16 protein-coding genes are annotated in these 19,333 nt (G+C 72.0%); 13 read left to right on the top strand and 3 right to left on the bottom strand.

Annotated features, from left to right (window positions below):
• Nucleotides 1-43 precede the first annotated feature (43 nt).
• From ABLE68_RS21525 to ABLE68_RS21515, 3 genes are read right to left on the bottom strand one after another with little or no spacing between them, the layout of a single operon-like run.
• Nucleotides 44-2,434, bottom strand: a complete 2,391-nt coding sequence (locus ABLE68_RS21525; RefSeq protein ID WP_348874169.1) for a transglutaminase TgpA family protein — start codon at nt 2,432-2,434, stop codon at nt 44-46.
• Complete coding sequence (locus tag ABLE68_RS21520; protein ID WP_348874167.1) at nt 2,431-3,696, bottom strand: DUF58 domain-containing protein; 1,266 nt, start codon at nt 3,694-3,696, stop codon at nt 2,431-2,433. The genes ABLE68_RS21525 and ABLE68_RS21520 overlap by 4 nt, the downstream gene beginning before the upstream one ends.
• Nucleotides 3,697-3,717: 21 nt before the next feature.
• Nucleotides 3,718-4,719: an AAA family ATPase gene (locus ABLE68_RS21515; protein ID WP_425475657.1), complete on the bottom strand. Its 1,002-nt coding sequence runs from the start codon at nt 4,717-4,719 to the stop codon at nt 3,718-3,720.
• 387 nt (nt 4,720-5,106) lie between these two features.
• Here ABLE68_RS21515 and mraZ point away from each other — a divergent pair, with 387 nt between their 5' ends.
• The 13 genes from mraZ to ABLE68_RS21450 all read left to right on the top strand — a co-directional run bounded on the left by mraZ (nt 5,107) and on the right by ABLE68_RS21450 (nt 19,250).
• Nucleotides 5,107-5,538, top strand: coding sequence for a division/cell wall cluster transcriptional repressor MraZ (gene mraZ, locus ABLE68_RS21510; protein WP_348874164.1), 432 nt, complete (start codon nt 5,107-5,109; stop codon nt 5,536-5,538).
• A 219-nt stretch (nt 5,539-5,757) separates the two neighbouring features.
• Nucleotides 5,758-5,925 (top strand): hypothetical protein, encoded by a 168-nt coding sequence (locus ABLE68_RS21505; protein ID WP_348874162.1) that lies wholly within the window; start codon nt 5,758-5,760, stop codon nt 5,923-5,925.
• A gap of 1 nt (nt 5,926) precedes the next feature.
• Complete coding sequence (gene rsmH, locus ABLE68_RS21500) at nt 5,927-6,886, top strand: 16S rRNA (cytosine(1402)-N(4))-methyltransferase RsmH (protein ID WP_348874161.1); 960 nt, start codon at nt 5,927-5,929, stop codon at nt 6,884-6,886.
• A 76-nt stretch (nt 6,887-6,962) separates the two neighbouring features.
• Nucleotides 6,963-7,577: a cell division protein FtsL gene (gene ftsL / locus ABLE68_RS21495; protein ID WP_348874160.1), complete on the top strand. Its 615-nt coding sequence runs from the start codon at nt 6,963-6,965 to the stop codon at nt 7,575-7,577.
• A 59-nt stretch (nt 7,578-7,636) separates the two neighbouring features.
• On the top strand, nt 7,637-9,397 hold the full coding sequence (locus ABLE68_RS21490) for a peptidoglycan D,D-transpeptidase FtsI family protein (protein ID WP_348874158.1): 1,761 nt from the start codon (nt 7,637-7,639) through the stop codon (nt 9,395-9,397).
• A gap of 26 nt (nt 9,398-9,423) precedes the next feature.
• Nucleotides 9,424-10,935 (top strand): UDP-N-acetylmuramoyl-L-alanyl-D-glutamate--2,6-diaminopimelate ligase, encoded by a 1,512-nt coding sequence (locus tag ABLE68_RS21485; protein WP_484549429.1) that lies wholly within the window; start codon nt 9,424-9,426, stop codon nt 10,933-10,935.
• Nucleotides 10,932-12,296 carry a UDP-N-acetylmuramoyl-tripeptide--D-alanyl-D-alanine ligase gene (locus ABLE68_RS21480; RefSeq protein WP_348874155.1) on the top strand — a complete coding sequence of 455 codons (1,365 nt, stop codon included), beginning with the start codon at nt 10,932-10,934 and terminating at the stop codon, nt 12,294-12,296. The genes ABLE68_RS21485 and ABLE68_RS21480 overlap by 4 nt, the downstream gene beginning before the upstream one ends.
• Nucleotides 12,293-13,363, top strand: a complete 1,071-nt coding sequence (mraY, locus tag ABLE68_RS21475; protein ID WP_348874153.1) for a phospho-N-acetylmuramoyl-pentapeptide-transferase — start codon at nt 12,293-12,295, stop codon at nt 13,361-13,363. The genes ABLE68_RS21480 and mraY overlap by 4 nt, the downstream gene beginning before the upstream one ends.
• Nucleotides 13,363-14,814: a UDP-N-acetylmuramoyl-L-alanine--D-glutamate ligase gene (gene murD, locus ABLE68_RS21470; RefSeq protein WP_348874152.1), complete on the top strand. Its 1,452-nt coding sequence runs from the start codon at nt 13,363-13,365 to the stop codon at nt 14,812-14,814. Before mraY ends, murD begins: the two co-directional genes overlap by 1 nt.
• 36 nt (nt 14,815-14,850) lie before the next feature.
• Nucleotides 14,851-16,101 carry a putative lipid II flippase FtsW gene (gene ftsW / locus ABLE68_RS21465; protein WP_348874150.1) on the top strand — a complete coding sequence of 417 codons (1,251 nt, stop codon included), beginning with the start codon at nt 14,851-14,853 and terminating at the stop codon, nt 16,099-16,101.
• A gap of 11 nt (nt 16,102-16,112) precedes the next feature.
• Nucleotides 16,113-17,186: an undecaprenyldiphospho-muramoylpentapeptide beta-N-acetylglucosaminyltransferase gene (murG, locus tag ABLE68_RS21460; protein WP_348874148.1), complete on the top strand. Its 1,074-nt coding sequence runs from the start codon at nt 16,113-16,115 to the stop codon at nt 17,184-17,186.
• The gene (murC, locus tag ABLE68_RS21455; RefSeq protein WP_348874146.1) at nt 17,183-18,526 is read left to right on the top strand and encodes a UDP-N-acetylmuramate--L-alanine ligase; all 1,344 of its coding nucleotides are present in this window, start codon (nt 17,183-17,185) and stop codon (nt 18,524-18,526) included. The genes murG and murC overlap by 4 nt, the downstream gene beginning before the upstream one ends.
• Complete coding sequence (locus ABLE68_RS21450; protein WP_348874145.1) at nt 18,519-19,250, top strand: cell division protein FtsQ/DivIB; 732 nt, start codon at nt 18,519-18,521, stop codon at nt 19,248-19,250. The genes murC and ABLE68_RS21450 overlap by 8 nt, the downstream gene beginning before the upstream one ends.
• The last annotated feature ends 83 nt before the right edge of the window (nt 19,251-19,333 follow it).

Below are 19,333 nucleotides of genomic sequence, written 5' to 3'. Positions count from 1 at the left end.
GTGTCGAGACCCGGTGAGTCGAGAGACTCGTCGCGCCGGTCACTCACGACACGTGGTCGACGACCCCGCCGTACCTCGCCTCGAGCGGGCTGGCCTGGGGCCGCGTCCGTCGCAGCGTGAACGTCAGCACCGTCCGCGGCCACCAGGTCGCACGGCGCCGGGCGTTGCGACTGGCGCCACCGACCAGCGCGGCCACGCAGGCCTCGCCGTCGGCGCGCAGCCGGACCGGGTCGAGGCGCGCACCCGCACGCGAGTAGCGATCGAGCTCGAGGGTCAGCACCAGCCGGTCGAGGGCGGACACGGCGTCCGGTGCGATCTCCGGGCCGTGGGCGGGGCGGTCCGGGGTGCTCGCGTCGAGGGGCGCGCCGAGGTGGTCGACGAGCACGTCGCGGGTGTCGCGTGGTGAGCGGTCCCGTGGCCAGGGCACGCCGAGGTCGACGGCGGTGTCCCGCAGCTCCGCCCAGACCGGCTCGACGCCACCGGACGACAGCCGCCGTTGGCGCCGCCGACCACGGATGGCGCGGGGGAGCAGGAGACTTGCGGCGCCTGCCAGCAGCAGCGTCAGTCCGCCGAGCGCCGGGAGCCACGGGAACGACCCGCCGGAGCCGGAGCTGCTGGCACCGGGAGTCACGTCGCTCTGGATGTCCTGCGGGCGCGCGTTGCGGGAGGCGCTCGCCTCGCTCGACGCCGCCGTCGGCACCTTGGTCGGTCCGCCGTTGTCGGTCGAGCCCGGGACGGTGTAGGCAGGGACGTCGACGGCCCGGCCGGCCGGCGTCGGCTCGAAGCGCACCCACCCGGCGCCGTCGAAGTAGAGCTCGGGCCAGGCGTGCATGTCATGCGAGCTGTAGACCCAGGTGTTCTGACCCGCCGGGGTGGGGGAGAGGAACCCGACCCCCACGCGCGCCGGGATGCCCAGCATCCGCGCCATGATCGCCATGGCGGACGCGAACTGCTCGCAGTAGCCGGTGCGGCCGCCGGGGCCGTCGGACAGGAAGTCGACCAGGGCGTCGGTGCCGCTGCCCGGTGCGCGGTCGAGCGAGTACGTGAAGCCGCCGTCCTCGCGGAACCAGTTCTGCAGCGCGACCGCCTTCTCGTACGACGTCGTCGCCCCCTGGGTCACCTCGACGGCGAGGTCACGCACCATCGACGGCATGTCGTCGGGCACGTCGGAGAAGATGTCGTCGACCTTGCCGGTCGTGGTGCCCGAGTCGGCGAGGATGGCCGCGGTGAGGTCCAGGTCGACGGCGGTCATCGTGTAGTGCATCCCGGCGGTCGACAGGTCGTCGTCGCCGGCCAGGAAGTCCTGGGTCCGGTCGTCGTAGCGCCAGTCGCCCTCGGCGTCGATCCGGCTGACCGGCGGCTGGGTCGGCAGCCAGCGTGAGTCGAAGGCGGAGGAGACGGCGACGTCGTAGGGGTACTCGTGCCGGTCGACCGTCACCGAGACGCCCTGGGGTGGCGGCATCAGCCCGTTGGCCAGGTTGTCGGTGGGGACGTTGCGGTCGCCGGGGCTCCACTCCGCGTCGGTGAAGCGGGTCAGCGTCAGGATCCGCAGGTAGGACGGGTCCGGGTCGGTGGTCGTCACCGTGATCAGCGGGATGTCGTCGCCGCGCTTGAGGTCGCGCACCAGGTCGGTGACCGGGTTGTTGATGTGGATGTCGTCGCCTCCGCCGGAGCCGGGCCCGAAGTCGAAGACGTGCAGACCGGTCGCGGGGATCATCACCGGGATCAGCACGGCGAGCGCCGTGGCGGCACCGCCGATCATCCCGGCGGTGCTGCGCACGGTGTTGGTCCCCGCCCCGAAGGCGATCGGGTCACCGGTCTCGCGGTCCTCACCGAGCGGGCGGCCCCAACGGCTGACGTGGTCGCTCTCCTGGAGGAACAGCATGGTCAGGAAGCCGGCCGTGGTGAGGGCGAAGATCCACCACGTGACCGGGTCGCCGATCATGCTGACCGGGATGCTGAAGATCGCCAGCAGCGGCAGGCCGGCCAGCGAGACCCGGTGCGCGGTGCAGGCGAAGAGGTCCACGAGCAGCAGGCAGGCCAGCCCGGCGCCGATGAGCAGGACGTCGATCGGCGGCGCCGCGGCGGGCACCGGTGCGGCGTACGCGTTGGCGCTGTCGACGGCCTGGCTGATGGTCGTGCGGAGCTCCGTCCACGCGCCGCCGATCGGCAGCGGAGAGCCGCACAGCACCAGGCTCGTGAGCATTCCCGACACGACCACCTGGGTCCCGAAGACGGCCGGACCCGGCCAGCGCCACCAGCGCGTGACGAGGCCGATGCCGCTGATGACCAGGGCGAGCAGGAAGAGGGTGTTGAGGTAGCCGCCGGGCGTCGCCGACAGACCGTGCCAGGCCCACATGGCGAACCAGGTCGTGCCGGCAGCGGTCGCTGCGAGCAGGCTGGCTGCGGCGAGGCTTCCGCGGGAGCGGTTCACAGCGCGACCTCCCTTTCGGCGCCTCGAGACGTCTGGCTGCTGGTGTGGGCGAGCTCCTGCCACACGGCGTCGAGCCGGTCGCGGGGGTGCAGGGCGGCTGAACGCCACCCCTGCTGGGCGAGCACACGGGTCGCGGCCGGTCCCGGGGGTGCGCCGACCCACGCGTCGACGTCGACGGCGATGGCCAGCGCCGAGCCGGCGTGGTGCTGCATCCTGCGCAGGATCGGGAGGTCACTCGGGTCCACGCCGCCGAAGACGGCGACGGTCAGCCCGCCGTGGACACCCTCGCCCAGCCACCCGGTGTCGAACCGGGGCTGGTGCACGGCCTGCACGACGGCCAGCGACTCGAGCAGGGGGCCGGTGTTGAGGTTCGCGCCGCGGACGTGCCAGGCGCTGCCGACCTCCTCGCCGGTGGCGGTCACCAGGCGTACGGCGAACCCGCGGTGGGTCAGGTGGACTGCGATCGACGCGGCGGCGGAGACCGCGGCCTCGAGGGACGAGGCGATGCCCTGGCCGCGGTGGGCGATCACCCGGTTGTCGAGGACCAGCGTCGCCCGCGACTGCCAGGGCTGCTCCTCGCGGCGCACCATCAGCTCGCCGAGCTTGGCCGAGCTGCGCCAGTGGACGCGACGGAGGTCGTCGCCCTGGCGGTACTCACGCACCGTGACGTCCTCGGCACTGCCGGTCGCGAAGGCCCGGGGACGGTTGTCACCGGACCCGGTCCAGGCGCCGCCGAGCGGGATCTGGGGGAGCGGCACGGTCCGCGGGGTGACGGTCAGCGGGACCGTCGTACGGAAGGTGCGGCCGAGCTCCACCAGGCCGAACGGGTCGCTGATCCGCACCGACATCGGCCCGATCTCGAAGCGACCCCGGACGTCGGAGCGTACCTGGTAGGACACCGAGTGGCGCCAGCCCTGGCCGATGCCCTCGACCACGAACCGGGGGCGGGTGCCGAGCACGTAGGGCACCTGGTCCTCGAGCAGCAGCACGCCGTTGGGGGCCATCCCGTCGTTGGCCAGGGTCAGCGCGACCCGGGCGGGCTGGCCGGCCGCGACGAGCTGCGGGGTGACGGTGCGGACCAGGGTGATCCGGTAGCGGTTGCGTGCGATGACCACGACGGTGACCACCGTCAGGGTCAGCAGGAGCACGCCGACCCGCGTGAGCGTCGACTGGTCGAGCAGCACCGAGCACACGATGGCCGTGATGCCGGCAGCGATGAACGCCCGTCCGCGGACGGTCAGGCCGGCCAGTGCTTCCCTCACGAGCTCAGCGCCTCGCCACGATCAGCGGGCGTCGGGCGCCGGAACGGCCACCGACGAGACGATCGCGTCGAGGATCGCGGCCGTGGACCGGCCGCTCATCGCGGCCTCGACGCTCGGCAGCAACCGGTGGGCGAGGACCGGCCGGGTCAGCCGGAGGAGGTCGTCGGGCAGCACGTAGTCGCGACCGTCGATGGCGGCCACGGCCTTGGAGGCCCGGACCAGGTGCAGCGTGGCCCGGGGGGAGGCACCGAGCATCAGCTCGTCGGAACGACGGGTGGCGGAGGTGATGGACACGGCGTAGCGCTGCACCGACGGCGACACGTGCACCTGGTTGACGATCGCGCTGAGCTTGCGGATCTCGGCGGCGTCGGTCACGGACTCGAGGTCGTCGAGCGGGTTGGCGCCGGTGTGCGAGCTGAGCATCGCCATCTCGGCGGCCTCGACCGGGTAGCCGACGGACACGCGGGCCATGAACCGGTCGCGCTGCGCCTCGGGCAGGGCGTAGGTGCCCTCCATCTCGATCGGGTTCTGGGTGGCGATCACCATGAACGGCGTCTCGAGGTAGTAGGTCGCGTTGTCGACCGTGACCTGGCGCTCCTCCATGCACTCCAGGAGCGCCGACTGCGTCTTGGGGGAGGCGCGGTTGATCTCGTCGCCGACCACGATGTTCGCGAAGACCCCGCCGGGTCGGAACTCGAACTCCCGGGTGTTCTGGTTGAACACCGAGACCCCGGTGACGTCGGAGGGCAGCAGGTCCGGGGTGAACTGGATCCGGCGCACCGAGCAGTCGATGCTCCGGGCGAGCGCCTTGCTGAGCATGGTCTTGCCGACCCCGGGCACGTCCTCGATCAGGAGGTGACCCTCGGCGAGCAGCACGACCAGGGCCGAGGAGACGACGTCCGGCTTGCCCTCGATGACCTTCTCGATGTTGGTCCGCACCCGGCTGACCACCCTCGCCAGGGTCTCGAGATCCGCCCCACCAGCTTCAGTTCCCACGTCCGTCCCTTCCCCGTCCCGTGGCATGTGTCACCACCGTAGTCGTGACGGAAACCTACGTGGCCCGTCCACCTGCGCATCCGACTCCCTTCATCACGGTTTGGTTGCGGTGCCGGTTCAGTGGCGCGCGCACCCCGCCTCCCCACGATCCGCTCCACCACGCCCCACCAGGGCCGCGGATCGCCCCACCAGCGCTCCACCTGCTCCTCCGTCGAACGCGGATCCGGCCTCTGACCTGCGCAGACGCGTGGGGGAGGAGTCCTCGCGCTCGCCCTCGCTCGAGGACCGTCACTGCGCCGTACGGCGGCCGTCAGCGCAAATCGCCCGGAAGAACATCCGTGATGTGGTTGACGGTGGGGCAAAGTGGAGTAATGTGGGGCGCAGTGGAGGAAGCGTCACGGGAGGTGGTGCCAGATGGTCTTCATGGGCACCTACACCCCGAAGCTCGACGACAAGGGACGGCTCTTCCTTCCGGCCAAGTTCAGGGACCGACTCGCGGAGGGGCTCGTGGTCACACAGGGACAGGAGAACTGCCTCGTGGTGTGGCCCACGGACGTCTTCATGGAGGAGGCCCAACGGGCCCAGGCGACGCCGATGACGGTGCGCGGAGCGCGTGACTACGCCCGCATCCTGTTCGCCGGCGCCGACGAGGGCACGCCCGACAAGCAGGGCCGGATCAGCATCGCCGCGCCGCTGCGCGAGTACGCCGCGCTGGAGCGCGACGTGGTCGTGATCGGCGTCATGGACCGGATCGAGATCTGGGAGCCGGCCCGGTGGCGTGAGTACTCCACCGGGGCGCAGGCGAAGTTCGCCGAGCTCGACGAACAACCGGCACAGCAGAACTAGCTCCACCAGCAGCACCGAGCACAACAGCACAGCGATCCGCAGGACGAGGTCTCGAGCCCGCTCCCGCTGCCATCTGGGGCACCTTCCCCGGTTCCAGGATGGCTTCCTTCCCCCAGGCGTCCGTTCCCCCGGACGTGGGGAGCGGGCAGGGACCTGGTCAGGCGGATCGGCACATTTCCGGGAAGTTCCAGGCAGTACCGAGCGTCGAGGGTCGAGAGCATGAGCGTCGTACCGGTGTCACCGCTGACCGAGGGGGTCGAGCCCGCTGTCCAGCGGGTCCGCCACCAGGCCAGGGACGCCGCGACGCTGATGGCGTTCTCCGCAGCCCTCTCAGTCGGCACCGCCGGCTTCCTGCTCTTCCTCGGCGTCCTGGCTCGTCAGGCCTGAGATGAACAGCCCCCGACACGTCCCGGTCCTCCTCGACCGGGTCGTCGCCCTTCTCGCGCCTGCACTCGAACGCGACGGCGCCGTCCTGGTCGACGCGACCCTCGGGCTCGGCGGCCACAGCGAGGCCGTGCTGAGCCGGATCGCGACCGCCCGGGTGATCGGCATCGACCGCGACCCCGCCGCCCTCGAGCTGGCGGGCGCCCGGCTCGAGCCCTTCGGCGACCGCTTCACCGGCGTCCAGGCGGTGTACGACGAGCTGCCGGACGTGCTCGCCGACCTCGGCCTCGACCGGGTCGACGCCGTCCTCTTCGACCTCGGCGTCTCCTCGATGCAGCTCGACGTCCGCGAGCGCGGCTTCGCCTACGCGGAGGACGCGCCTCTCGACATGCGGATGGGCAGCACCGGCATGACCGCGGCCGACGTCCTCAACACCTACTCCGCGGCCGACCTGACCCGGGTGCTGCGCGACTACGGCGAGGAGAAGTTCGCGCGCAAGATCGCGGGCGCCGTGGTCCGCGAGCGCGAGCGGGAGCCGTTCACGCGCTCCGGGCGCCTGGTCGAGCTGCTGTACGCCGAGATCCCCGCACCCGCACGGCGTACCGGCGGCCACCCCGCCAAGCGGACCTTCCAGGCGCTGCGCATGGAGGTCAACGACGAGCTGGCCGTCCTGCGCCGGGCGATCCCGGCTGCGATCGCCGCGATCGCGGTCGGCGGCCGCGTGGTCGTCGAGTCCTACCACTCGCTGGAGGACCGGCTGGTGAAGCAGGCGTTCACCGCGGTCACCGCCAGCACGGTGCCGCCGGACATGCCGTTCGTCCCGGCGGGCCACGAGCCCGCCTTCCGCCTGGTCACCCGGGGGTCCGAGAAGGCCACCCCCGCCGAGATCTCAGAGAACCCACGCGCAGCCTCGGTCCGGCTGCGTGCGGTCGAGCGTGTCACCGACAAGGGAGTCGCAGCATGAGCGAGCGAAGCGAGCGAGTCATTCAAAGCAGTGCTGAGAGTGCCTCGTCGGCGCGCGGAGCGAAGCGAGTACGTCGATGAGCTCTCCGGCCATCCAGGTCAGGTCCCGGATCCCGCGGCTCGCGGAGGACGCGTTCCAGAAGGCGCGCCTGAGCGTCGTACCGCGGCGACGGACGCGCACCTCGCGGATGCCGTTCATCGCCCTGGTGTCGATGGTGCTGCTCGGCGGCGTCGTCGGGCTGCTGCTCTTCAACACCTCGATGCAGCAGGCGTCGTTCGCGTCGACCGCGCTCGAGGAGCAGGCCAACACCCTCGCCGCCCGCCAGCAGAGCCTCGAGATGGACCTCGACCGGCTCCGCGACCCGCAGCGCATCGCCGGGGCGGCCCAGCGGCTCGGCATGGTGCAGGCGGGCGCCCCGGCCTTCATCACCCTCGGCAGCGGCAAGGTCACGGGCGTGCCGACGCCGGCGGTCGCTGCGCCGTTCCGGATCAACGCGCTGCCACCGGCCAAGCCGGCGGCCCTCAACCCGGCGCCGCACGTCGTCCTCGTCGACCCGCCGCCCACGAAGTCGGACCACCACAAGTCCGGGCAGGGCTCCGGCAAGAACAACCAGAACAACCAGAACAACACCGACGACACGGCCTCCGGCAACCAGGGTCGGGGCCACGGAGACGGTAAGAAGAACCAGTAACCACCCGTCACACCCGACACTTCCGTCACCACGGCACCATCCAGATCTCGAGGAGAAGCGTGCGCCCGACCCAGCCGCCCCGCGGCACCCGGCGCGGATCGCCGCAGCTGCGGCTGCGTGTGGGATTCCTGGTGATCGCGATGGCGTTGTCGCTCTTCGGCGCGCGGCTCGTCCAGCTCCAGGGCCTGGACCCGAACTCGTACGCCGCGATGGCGGCCGCCGAGGGCATGGTCAACGTCGAGCTGCCGGCCGAGCGCGGCGACATCCTCGACCGCAACGGCAAGCCGCTGGCCGACTCGGTCGACGGCCTCATGGTGGTGGCCGACCCGGCCATGACCGCCGAGAAGGCTCCCGAGCTGGCGAAGTTCCTCTACAAGCGGTTGCACGTCGACTACGTCTCGACGCTGGCCAAGCTGCGCGCCCAGGACAGCCGGTTCGAGTACATCGCCCGCCGCGTCCCTGCGACCAAGGCGACGGAGGTCGTGGCCGCTGCCGGCCGCCTGGGCTTCGAGGGCCTCGACACCCGGCGCGACCCGGTGCGCGACTACCCGGCCGGCGACGTCGGCGCCAACCTGGTCGGCTTCCTCGGCACCGACGAGCCGCTGGCCGGGCTCGAGCGCACCTTCAACGGCCAGCTCTCCGGCAAGGACGGCTCGTCCCGCTACGAGGTCGGCGGCGGCAACCGGATCCCCCTCGGCGAGAACACCGTCACCAAGCCGGTCGACGGCCAGGACCTGAAGACCACCATCGACCTCGACCTGCAGTGGTACGCCCAGCGGGCGCTGCGCCAGGCGGTCGAGGACTCCCGCGCCGACTCCGGCTTCGCCGTCGTCATGGACTCGCGGACCGGCGAGCTGCTCGCGATCGCCGACGACCCGACGTACGACGCCAACGACCCGACCGCCTCGCCGAAGGCCGACCTCGGCTCCCGCGCCCTGCAGGACGTCTACGAGCCCGGCTCGGTCGAGAAGGTGCTCACGATCAGCTCGCTGATGGACCTCGGGCTGGTCACGCCGAAGACCGAGATCGTCGTGCCTCCCGAGCTCGACCGCGAGGACCGTCCGATCCACGACTGGTTCGCGCACGGCACGATCCACCTGACCCTCGCCGGCGTGATCGCGAAGTCGTCCAACATCGGCACCGTCCTGGCCGCCGACCACTTCAAGCAGGGCCAGCTGCACGACTACCTGTCGCAGTTCGGCCTCGGCAAGACCACCGACATCGGGGTCCGCGGTGAGACCCAAGGGCTGCTGCCCGCGCGCGCCAGCTGGACCCACCAGATGCAGGACCGCATCGCCTTCGGACAGTCGGTCTCGGTCAACGGCGTGCAGATGGCCACGGCCGTCAACACCATCGCGAACGGCGGCGTCCGCGTCTCCCCGAGCCTGATCGAGGGCTCGGCCACCACCGACGACGGCCAGCAGGTCGGCACCGACCACACGACCCGCACCCGCGTCGTCAGCGAGGACGCCGCGACCAAGATGGCCCACATGATGGAGCGCGTCGTCGACCCCGAGGCCGGCGTCGCGCCGGCAGCGGCGATCCCGGGCTACCGCGTGGCCGGCAAGACCGGCACGGCCCAGGCCGTCGGCGCCGCGTGCGGCTGCTACGACGGCACGTTCGACGTCTCGTTCGCCGGGTTCGCGCCGGCCGACGACCCCCGCTTCACGGTCTACGTGGTGATCAAGAACCCCCGCAACGGCGGCGGTGGCGGTTCCACCGCCGGCCCGGTGTTCGCCAAGATCATGAGCTACGCGCTGAGCCGCTACGGCATCCCCCCGACCGGCACCGCACCCTCGCGTCTGCCGGTCGAGTGGTGACCGTCGGCCAGCGATAGGTTCAGGTGGTGAGCGATTCCACCCGGCCGATGCACCCTCCGCGGACGCCGCTCGCGACCCTCGCTGAATGGCTGGGTGCCGACCTGCGCGGCGACGCCGCGGGTGTCGAGGTCACCGGCGTCTCGCTGAGCTCGCAGCGGATCCGGCCCGGTGACCTGTACGCCGCGCTGCCCGGGACCCGCGCGCACGGCATCGACTTCGCCGACTCGGCCGTGTCGTCCGGCGCGATCGCCGTGCTCACCGATCCGGCGGGCGCCGAGCAGACCGGGGTCGACGTACCTCTCCTGGTCGTGGAGCGGCCTCGCGAGCTCCTCGGCCGCCTGGCCGCGCGTGTGTACGGCGACCCCGCGGCGTCGATGCGGATGATCGGCGTGACCGGCACCCAGGGCAAGACGACCACCACCCGGCTCGCCGAGAGCGGGCTCGAGCGGGCGGGGGTGCGCGCCGCGGTGATCGGGACCGTCGGGACCCGGGTCGCCGGTGCCGACGTGAAGACCAGCCTCACGACCCCCGAGGCGCCCGACCTCCACGGGCTCTTCGCGGTGATGCGCGAGCGCGACGTCGCGGTCTGCGCGATGGAGGTGTCCAGCCACGCACTGGTGATGGGCCGGGTCGACGGCGTCGTCTTCGACGTGGCGGTCTTCCTCAACCTCGGCCGCGACCACCTCGACTTCCACCGCGACGTCGACGACTACTTCGACGCGAAGGCATCGCTCTTCACCCCGGAGCGGGCCCGTCTCGGCCTGACCAACCTCGACGACGAGCACGGCCGGCTGCTGCTGGAGCGCGCGACCATCCCGATGCGCACGTTCTCCACCGAGCGGCCCGACGCCGACTGGCGGGTCTCCGACGTGCAGCTGAGCGCTGTGGGCTCGGCGTTCGTCATCACGACGCCGGCCGGGGAGCGGATCTCCGCCGGGTGCCCGCTGCCCGGTGACTTCAACGTGTCCAACACGCTCGCCGCGGTGGCCGCCGCGGGCGAGGCGGGACTCGACCCGGCCCTCGTGGCGGCCGGCATCGCCGACGGCGGGGGAGTCCCGGGCCGGCTCGAGCGCGTCGACGCGGGCCAGGACTTCGTCGTGGTCGTCGACTATGCCCACAAGCCGGATGCGGTGGCGGCGGCGATCCGCACCCTGCGCCCGCTCACCGACGGGCAGGTCATCGTGGTGCTCGGCGCCGGCGGCGACCGCGACCCCGGCAAGCGGCCGATCATGGCCGAGATCGCGGCCGGCGCGGCCGACGTGTTCATCGTCACCGACGACAACCCCCGCACCGAGGACCCGGCCGCGATCCGGGCTGCGATGCTCGACGGAGTGACCGCACCCCGGGCCGAGGTGGTCGAGATCGGGGACCGCCGTACGGCGATCCGCGAGGCCGTCCGCCGCGCGCGGCCGGGCGACATCGTGCTGGTCGCGGGCAAGGGACACGAGACCGGACAGGAGATCCACGGCGTGGTGCACCCCTTCGACGACCGCGAGGTCGTGCGCGAGGAGCTCGCCTCGAGGACGGCTGAGCGATGATCGCGATGACGCTCGCCGAGATCGCGGGCGTGGTCGGCGGCACCGTCGACGGTGACCCGGACCTCGTCGTCGACGGACCTGCCTACGTCGACAGCCGCACGCAGGTGCCGGGTGGTCTGTTCGTCGCGGTCGTCGGGGAGCGCGTCGACGGGCACGACTACGTCGACGGCGCCCACGCGGTGCTCGGCAGCCGCCCGACCGGTGTGCCGTCCGTGCTGGTCGACGACCCGGTCGTCGCGCTCGGTCGACTGGCCCGTCACGTCGTCGACCGGCTCGACGCCACCGTGCTCGCGATGACCGGCTCCCAGGGCAAGACCGGCACCAAGGACTACCTGGCCCAGGTGCTCGCGACCGCCGGCCCGACGATCGCGACCGCCGGCAACAACAACAACGAGATCGGTGTCCCGCTCACCGTGCTGCGCGCCGACGAGACGACCCGCTTCCTCGTGGTGGAGATGGGCGCGCGCGGCATCGGCCACATCGCCTACCTGTGCGAGATCGCGCCGCCACGTGTCGCCGCCGTCCTCAACGTGGGGACCGCCCACGTCGGCGAGTTCGGCAGCCGCGAGGCGATCGCGGTCGCGAAGGGCGAGATCGTCGAGGCGTTGCCCGCGGACGGCACGGCCGTGCTCAACGCGAGCGACGAGCTGGTGATCGCCATGGCTGCCCGCACCGCGGCGAACGTCCTGACCTTCGGCGGCGCCGACGCCGCCGTCCGGGTCTCGGAGGTCGACACCGACGACCTGGGCCGGCCGTCGTTCGACCTGGCGGTCGACGGCCACCGCACCCGGGTCCGCCTGCCCCACAGCGGCGTGCACCAGGTCATGAACGCCGCCGCGGCCGCCGCGATGGCGCTCGCAGCCGAGGTGCCCTTCTCGACGATCGGCCCCGCGCTCGAAGCCGCGACCACGGCCTCGCCGATGCGCATGGAGCTGCACGAGCGCGCCGACGGCCTGCTGGTCATCAACGACGCCTACAACGCCAACCCGGCCTCGATGACGGCCGCGCTCGAGACCCTCTGGCAGATCGGCCGGGCCCGCGGTCGGCGTACCGTCGCCGTCCTCGGGGAGATGCGTGAGCTCGGCGACGACGCCGGACGCGGCCACCGGGAGGTCGGCCTGGCAGCCGCACGCCTGGGCGTCGACGTGGTCGTCGTCGTGGGTGAGGAGGCAGCGGGCATCGCGGACGGATATGGCCGTGAGTCGATCCTCACGGCGGGGCGTGACGAGGCACGGGCCTGGGTACGCGAGAATGTCCGGTCGGGAGATGTCGTCCTGGTGAAGGCGTCGAACGGCGTCGCACTCTGGACGATCGCAGACGAACTACTGGCTGACGTGGAGGGAGACGGAACCGCGCCATGAGAGCCATCTTGTTCGGAGGCGGCCTGGCCCTCCTCATCTCCTTGCTCGGCACCCGCGTGGCGATCAAGTACCTCACCCAGTGGGGCTACGGCCAGGAGATCCGTGACGACGGGCCGACCAGCCACCACACGAAGCGGGGCACGCCCACCATGGGTGGCGTCGTGATCATCCTGGCGACGGTGGTCGGCTACTTCGGGGCGCTGCTGATCACCCAGCACGCGCCGTCGGCGTCCGCCCTGCTGCTGCTCTTCCTCTTCGTCGGCATGGGCCTGGTCGGCTTCCTCGACGACTACATCAAGATCGCCAAGCAGCGCAGCCTCGGCCTGCGCAGCAAGGCGAAGATGATCGGCCAGACCGTCATCGCCCTGATCTTCGGTGGCCTGGCGCTCTCGCCCTGGCTCGAGGACGGCAACGGTCGCACGCCCGCGTCGGAGAAGATCTCGTTCCTGCGGGAGATCGACTGGCTCGCGCTGCCCGCCATCCTCGCGGTGATCCTGATCTGGCTGATCATCACGGCCACCAGCAACGCGGTGAACCTCACCGACGGTCTCGACGGTCTCGCGACCGGTGCCTGCGTGATGGTCTTCGGCGCCTACATGCTCGTCAACATCTGGCAGAACAACCAGTTCTGCCAGGACAACCCGACGCCCCTCTGCTACAACGTCCGCGACCCGCTGGACCTGGCGATCATCGCTGCGGCCATCACCGGCGCGTGCTTCGGCTTCCTGTGGTGGAACGCGCCGCCGGCCGCCATCTTCATGGGCGACACCGGGTCGCTGTCGCTCGGCGCCGCGCTCGCCGGGTTCGCGATCCTCACGCGCACCGAGCTCCTGCTGGTCGTGCTCGGTGGCCTGTTCCTCGTCGAGACCCTGTCGGTGATGCTGCAGGTCGGCTACTTCAAGCTCACCAAGGGCAAGCGCATCTTCCGGATGGCGCCGCTCCACCACCACTTCGAGATGCTCGGGTGGGAGCAGGTCACGGTCGTGATCCGCTTCTGGATCATCACCGGCCTCTGCGTCGCCGGCGGACTCGGCATCTTCTACGCCGAGTGGGTGGCTCGACTCTGATGGACCCCACCACTCTCGGACGCCATGACTCGTGGGACGGCGTCCGCGCCGTCGTCGCGGGGTTCGGTGTGTCCGGCTTCGCGGCCGCCGACAACCTCAATCACCTCGGTGCGAGCGTGGTCGCGCTCGACGAGTCCGAGGCCGGTGACCGCCCCGAGAAGGCCGAGCTGCTCGAGGTCCTCGGCGCCGACGTACGCCTCGGTGCCGGCGCCACCGCGACGCTCCCCGACGACGTCGACGTGCTGGTCACCTCGCCCGGGTGGCAGCCGACCGCGCCGTTGCTGGCGCAGGCCCGCGCTCGCGGGATCCCGATCTGGGGCGAGGTCGAGCTCGCCTGGCGGCTGCGCGACCCCGACCACGACACGCCCTGGCTGTGCGTGACCGGCACCAACGGCAAGACCACGACCGTGCAGATGCTCGACGCGATCCTGCGTGCCGCCGGGCTGCGCAGCATCGCGGTCGGCAACGTCGGCCTGCCGATCGTCGAGGCGGTCATGGACCCCACGCCGTACGACGTCCTCGCGGTCGAGCTCTCCAGCTTCCAGCTGCACTACACCGACTCGATGAGCGCCCAGGCCGCTGCGGTCCTGAACGTCGCCGAGGACCACCTCGACTGGTACTCCTCGATGGCCGACTACGCCGCCGACAAGGGCCGGATCTACGAGCGCGTGCAACGCGCGTGCGTCTACAACGTCGCCGACCCCGAGACCGAGCGGCTGGTGCGCGAGGCCGACGTGGTCGAGGGTGCTCGCGCGGTCGGCTTCACGCTCGGTATGCCGGGCGTCGGCATGGTCGGCCTGGTCGAGGACATCCTGGCCGACCGGGCCTTCATCGAGCAGCGCGACTCCAGCGCCGCCGAGCTCTGCACCATCGGCGACCTCGCATCTCCGGCACCGCACTTCGTGGCCAACGCGCTGGCGGCGGCCGCCCTCGCTCGTGCCCACGGCGTGTCCCAGGCCGCGGTGCGCGACGGGCTGCGCTCGTTCAAGCCGGACGGCCACCGGATCGCGGTCGTGGGCGAGAAGGACGGTGTCACTTGGGTCGACGACTCCAAGGCGACCAACCCGCACGCCGCGCAGTCCTCGCTGCAGGCCTACGACCCGGTCGTCTGGGTCGCCGGTGGCCTCGCCAAGGGCGCCCGTTTCGACGAACTGGTGCTCGCGGTTCGCGACCGCCTGCGCGGCGTCGTGCTGCTCGGCCGCGACCGCGACGTGATCGCCGGCGCGCTTTCGCGACACGCGCCGGATGTGCCGGTCATCGTCGTCGACGGCGACGAGACTGGTGCCGTAGACGGTGGACATGCCATGGAGCGCGTCGTGGTGGCCGCGGCCGAGTTGGCCCGACCCGGCGACACGGTCCTGCTGGCTCCGGGATGCGCCTCCATGGACATGTTCACCAACTACGCCGAGCGCGGTGACGCCTTCGCCGCCGCCGTACGACACAGGCTCTAGCCGAGGATCAGGGCCGCCGACCGGGAGGGGACCGCGATGACCACCGCGAACCCTCTGGACGACGTTCCCGAGCGGCGCCGCAGCAGCGTCTTCGGGTGGTACGCCGCGGTCCGCGCGGCACTCGACCGGCCGCTCACGGCCTACTACCTGCTGCTGGGTGCCTCGGCGCTGCTGCTCACCATCGGCCTGATCATGGTGCTGAGCGCCTCGAGCGTCTACTCCTACCAGCAGAACGACGGCAACTCCTACGCCGTCGTCGAGCGCCAGCTGCTGTGGGTCGTGATCGGCATCCCGTGCGCCTGGGTGGCGTCGCGACTGCCGCACAGCCTGCTCCGACGGTTCTCCTGGCTCGCACTCCTGGTCTCGATGGTGCTGCTGGCGCTGACGCAGACCGGTCTCGGCGTCACGGTCAACGGCAACACCAACTGGCTCGGTGTCGGCCCGTTCGTCATCCAGCCCGCCGAGATCGCCAAGCTCGCGATCGTGCTGTGGGCGGCCCACGTCTACGCCCGCAAGGACAAGCGGCTCGGCAGCTTCCACGAGGTCGTGATGCCGGTCGTGCCGGGCATCCTGCTGCTGATCGGGCTCGTCATCCTGGGTCACGACCTCGGCACGGCGCTGGTGCTCTTCGCGATCCTGCTCGCGCTGCTGTGGGTCGTCGGCGCTCCCGCGCGTCTCTTCGCGATCTCGCTGACGGTGATCGGCGTGGTCGCGATCTGGCTGGCCTCGACCAGCCCCGAGCGCCGCCAGCGGCTCACCAACTTCGCCGATCCCTTCAAGGACTTCCACAACGCCGGGTGGCAGCCCGCCCACGGCCTCTACGCCCTGTCGTCCGGTGGCTGGTTCGGCGAGGGCATCGGCGCCAGCCGGCAGAAGTGGGGCGACCTCCCCGAGGCGCACACCGACTTCATCTTCGCCGTGCTCGGCGAGGAGCTCGGCCTGATCGGGACACTGCTGGTGATCGGGCTCTTCCTCACCATCGCCTACGCCGCGATCCGGGTCGCCAGCCACACCACCGACCCGTTCGTGCGCTACGCCACCTTCGGCATCGTGGTCTGGCTGCTCGGCCAGATGATCATCAACGTCGGCATGGTGCTCGCGCTGCTGCCGGTCATCGGCATCCCGCTGCCGCTCGTCTCGTACGGCGGCTCCGCGCTGGTGCCGTCCCTCGTCGCGCTCGGCCTGCTGGTCGGTTTCGCGCGCCGCGAGCCCGAGGCTGCGCGCGCCCTGGCCCAGCGCAAGAAGGACCGGTCGGCCGGTCTCTCGGCGGGCCGCGTCCCCAACTAGGGTTGACCGCGATGCGCGTACTCCTCGCCGGCGGCGGCACAGCCGGCCACACCTCGCCCCTGCTCGCCACCGCCGACGCCCTCCGCCGGCTGGAGCCCGACGTCGAGATCACCTGTCTCGGCACCCGCGAGGGACTCGAGTCCCACGTCGTGCCCGCCGCCGGTTACCCGCTCGAGGTCGTGCCGCGGGTGCCGCTGCCGCGTCGTCCCGGCGCCGACCTGCTCCGGGTCCCGGGCCGGCTGCGCGCCGCGAGGGCGGCGGCGCTCGAGATCGTCGACCGGGTCCGGCCCGACGTCGTCGTCGGCTACGGCGGCTACGTCTCGGTGCCGGCCTACCTCGCCGCCCGGTCGCGCAAGCTCCCGCTGGTCGTCCACGAGGGCAACACGATCCCCGGCGTCGCCAACAAGCTCGGTGCCCGCTTCACCGAGCACGTCGCGACCAGCTTCCCCGGCACCCGGCTGCGCCACGGGCAGTACGTCGGCCTGCCGGTCCGGCGGATGATCTCCACCCTCGACCGGGCTGCGCTGCGCGCCGAGGCGCGCGCGCACTTCGGGCTCGAGTCCGACGGACCGGTGCTCCTGGTGACCGGTGGCTCGCAGGGCGCGCGCAGCCTCAACCGCGGCGTCTCCGGGGCGGCTGCCGACCTCGCCGCCGCGGGCGTCCAGGTCCTGCACGTCCAGGGCAAGCACGGTGGCGCCGAGCCGGCCGACACGGGCACGCCGTACGTTGTCGTCGACTTCGTCGACCGGATGGACCTCGCCTACTCCGCCGCCGACGCCGTGCTCTGCCGGGCCGGGTCCAACACCGTCTTCGAGGTCTCGGGCCTGGGCCTGCCGGCGATCTACGTGCCGCTGCCGATCGGCAACGGCGAGCAGGCGCTCAACGCCCAGCCGGTCGTCGACGCGGGCGGTGGCGTCATGGTGGCCGATGCGGACCTAACCCCCGACTGGGTCCGCGCCAACGTCCCGACCCTGCTCACGGACGCCGACCGCCTGCGCACGATGGGTGCCGCGGCCGCAGGCCTGATCCCGCTCGACGCCGACGAGAAGCTCGCGCGGATGGTCCTCCAGGCGGCCCGGCCGTGAGGATCCCGGTCCCGGACGAGGTGCTGCCGGCCGACCAGCTCGGTCGTGTCCACTTCGTCGGCATCGGCGGTGCCGGCCTGTCCGGCATCGCCCGGATCATGGTGGCGCGCGGCATCGAGGTCAGCGGCAGCGACGGCACCGACTCGCCGACCCTCGCCGCCCTGCGCGCACTCGGCGCCCGGGTCCACCTCGGCCACGACGCGAGCCACGTCCACGACGTCGACACGCTCGTGGTGTCGACCGCCGTCCGCGACGACAACCCGGAGTACGTCGAGGCCGTGCGCCAGGGCCTCCGCGTGCTCCCGCGCTCGGCCGCGCTGGCCGCGGTGATGGCCGGCCGCCGGGTGGTCGCCGTCGCCGGCACCCACGGCAAGACGACGACCACCTCGCTGCTCACGATCGCCCTGCAGACGGCAGGCGCCGACCCGACGTACGCCATCGGTGGCGACCTGAGCGCCACCGGTGTCAACGCTGCCGAGGGTGGGGGAGACCTCTTCGTCGCGGAGGCCGACGAGAGCGACGGCGCCTTCCTCCACTACACGCCGTACGCCGCGATCGTCACCAACATCGAGGCCGACCACCTCGACCAGTGGGGCACGCCCGAGGCGTACGCCGCCGCGTTCGACGAGTTCGCCGACACCCTCGACCCCGACGGCTTCCTGGTCTGCGTCGTCGACGACCCCGGCGCCGCGGCGCTGGCCGAACGCCACCGGGCCGCCGGTCGCCGGGTCGTCACGGTGTCGGCCCGAGAGCCCGGCCGGCTTGCCGACGTCACCCTCTGGTCGCCGGGGGAGCACTACCTCGCCGATGCGCTCGCGGCGCTCGCCGCCGGCCGTGAGCTGGGGTTCGCCCAGGACGACCTGGTCCGTGGCCTGGTCTCCTACACCGGCACCAAGCGCCGCATGGAGCGCAAGGGCGAGGCCGGGGGAGTCCGGGTCTACGACAGCTACGCCCACCACCCGACCGAGATCGCGGGCGACCTCCAGGCCGCGCGCGCGCTCGCCGGCGACGGCCGGTTGGTGGTCGCCTTCCAGCCCCACCTGGTCTCGCGCACCCGCATCTTCGGCGCCGCGATGGGCGAGGCGCTCGGCGCCGCCGACGAGGTCGTCGTGCTCGACGTCTACCTGGCCCGCGAGGACCCCGACCCGGAGGTGACCGGGGCGCTGGTCGCGGGCGCCGTACCCCTCCCGGCACCACAGGTGGCCTACGTCCCCGGTTTCGGCGACGCGGCCGCTGAGCTCGTCTCCCGCGCGCGGCCGGGCGACCTGGTGCTCACGCTCGGCGCCGGCACGATCACCGAGATCGGGCCGCGAGTGCTGGAGCTGCTCGCCGATGGCTAGACGTGACACCGCGGAGCGCAGCCGCCGCCGGTTCGCGCGCCGCCAGTGGGCCCGGCGCTGGATCACCTGGAAGCCCGTGGTCGCCGTGCTGCTGGTGCTCGCCCTGGTGGTCGGAGGACTCTGGCTCGTCTACTTCTCCTCCTACCTGTCGGTGCAGGGCGTCCAGGTCACCGGGGTCCACCAGCTCACGGCCAGCGAGGTGCGCTCGGCCGCCGCCGTGCCCGACGGCGACTCGCTGGCGACCCTCGACCTCAACCGGATCCGCACCCGGGTGGAGGCCATGGCCCCCGTGCAGTCGGCCGACGTGTCGCGGCAGTGGCCCGACCAGGTGCTGATCGAGGTGCAGGAGCGTCAGGCCATCGCGGTCGTCGACATCGGCGGCACCCTGCACGGCATGGACGCCGAGGGCGTGGTCTTCGTCGACTACGACAAGGCACCGGCCGGTCTGCCGCGCGTCGAGACGACCGCCGACACCGGCACCGACGCCCTGCGCGAGGGTGCGCTCGTGGTCGCGGCGCTGCCCACCGAGCTGGCCGCCAAGGTCGACCACGTCGACGTCGCGACCGTCGACGAGATCTCGCTCGTGCTGCGTGACGGTCGTGAGGTCGTGTGGGGGAGCGCGGACCAGTCCGAGCTCAAGGCCGAGGTGCTCGCCTCGCTGCTCGGGCACAAGGCGCAGAAGTTCGACGTCAGCGTGCCCGGCACGCCCACGACCTCCGGCTGATCGCTCGGTCGTCGTACGACGCGGCGTGTCGCCACGATCTGGGCGCGCGCCGAACCTACTGTCGTGACCACGGCGAGGTTGAC

The organism is Nocardioides pollutisoli, assembly GCF_040045055.1.
Lineage (GTDB): Bacteria > Actinomycetota > Actinomycetes > Propionibacteriales > Nocardioidaceae > Nocardioides > Nocardioides tweenelious.
This window is presented reverse-complemented; position numbering and strand designations above follow the sequence as displayed.

Coding starts and splice junctions, on each gene's coding strand:
- ABLE68_RS21515 (WP_425475657.1), bottom strand. CDS start 4,719: ATGCCACGGGACGGGGAAGGGACGGACGTGGGAACTGAAGCTGGTGGG.
- mraZ (WP_348874164.1), top strand. CDS start 5,107: ATGGTCTTCATGGGCACCTACACCCCGAAGCTCGACGACAAGGGACGG.
- ABLE68_RS21505 (WP_348874162.1), top strand. CDS start 5,758: ATGAGCGTCGTACCGGTGTCACCGCTGACCGAGGGGGTCGAGCCCGCT.
- rsmH (WP_348874161.1), top strand. CDS start 5,927: ATGAACAGCCCCCGACACGTCCCGGTCCTCCTCGACCGGGTCGTCGCC.
- ftsL (WP_348874160.1), top strand. CDS start 6,963: ATGAGCTCTCCGGCCATCCAGGTCAGGTCCCGGATCCCGCGGCTCGCG.
- ABLE68_RS21480 (WP_348874155.1), top strand. CDS start 10,932: ATGATCGCGATGACGCTCGCCGAGATCGCGGGCGTGGTCGGCGGCACC.
- mraY (WP_348874153.1), top strand. CDS start 12,293: ATGAGAGCCATCTTGTTCGGAGGCGGCCTGGCCCTCCTCATCTCCTTG.
- murD (WP_348874152.1), top strand. CDS start 13,363: ATGGACCCCACCACTCTCGGACGCCATGACTCGTGGGACGGCGTCCGC.
- ftsW (WP_348874150.1), top strand. CDS start 14,851: ATGACCACCGCGAACCCTCTGGACGACGTTCCCGAGCGGCGCCGCAGC.
- murG (WP_348874148.1), top strand. CDS start 16,113: ATGCGCGTACTCCTCGCCGGCGGCGGCACAGCCGGCCACACCTCGCCC.
- ABLE68_RS21450 (WP_348874145.1), top strand. CDS start 18,519: ATGGCTAGACGTGACACCGCGGAGCGCAGCCGCCGCCGGTTCGCGCGC.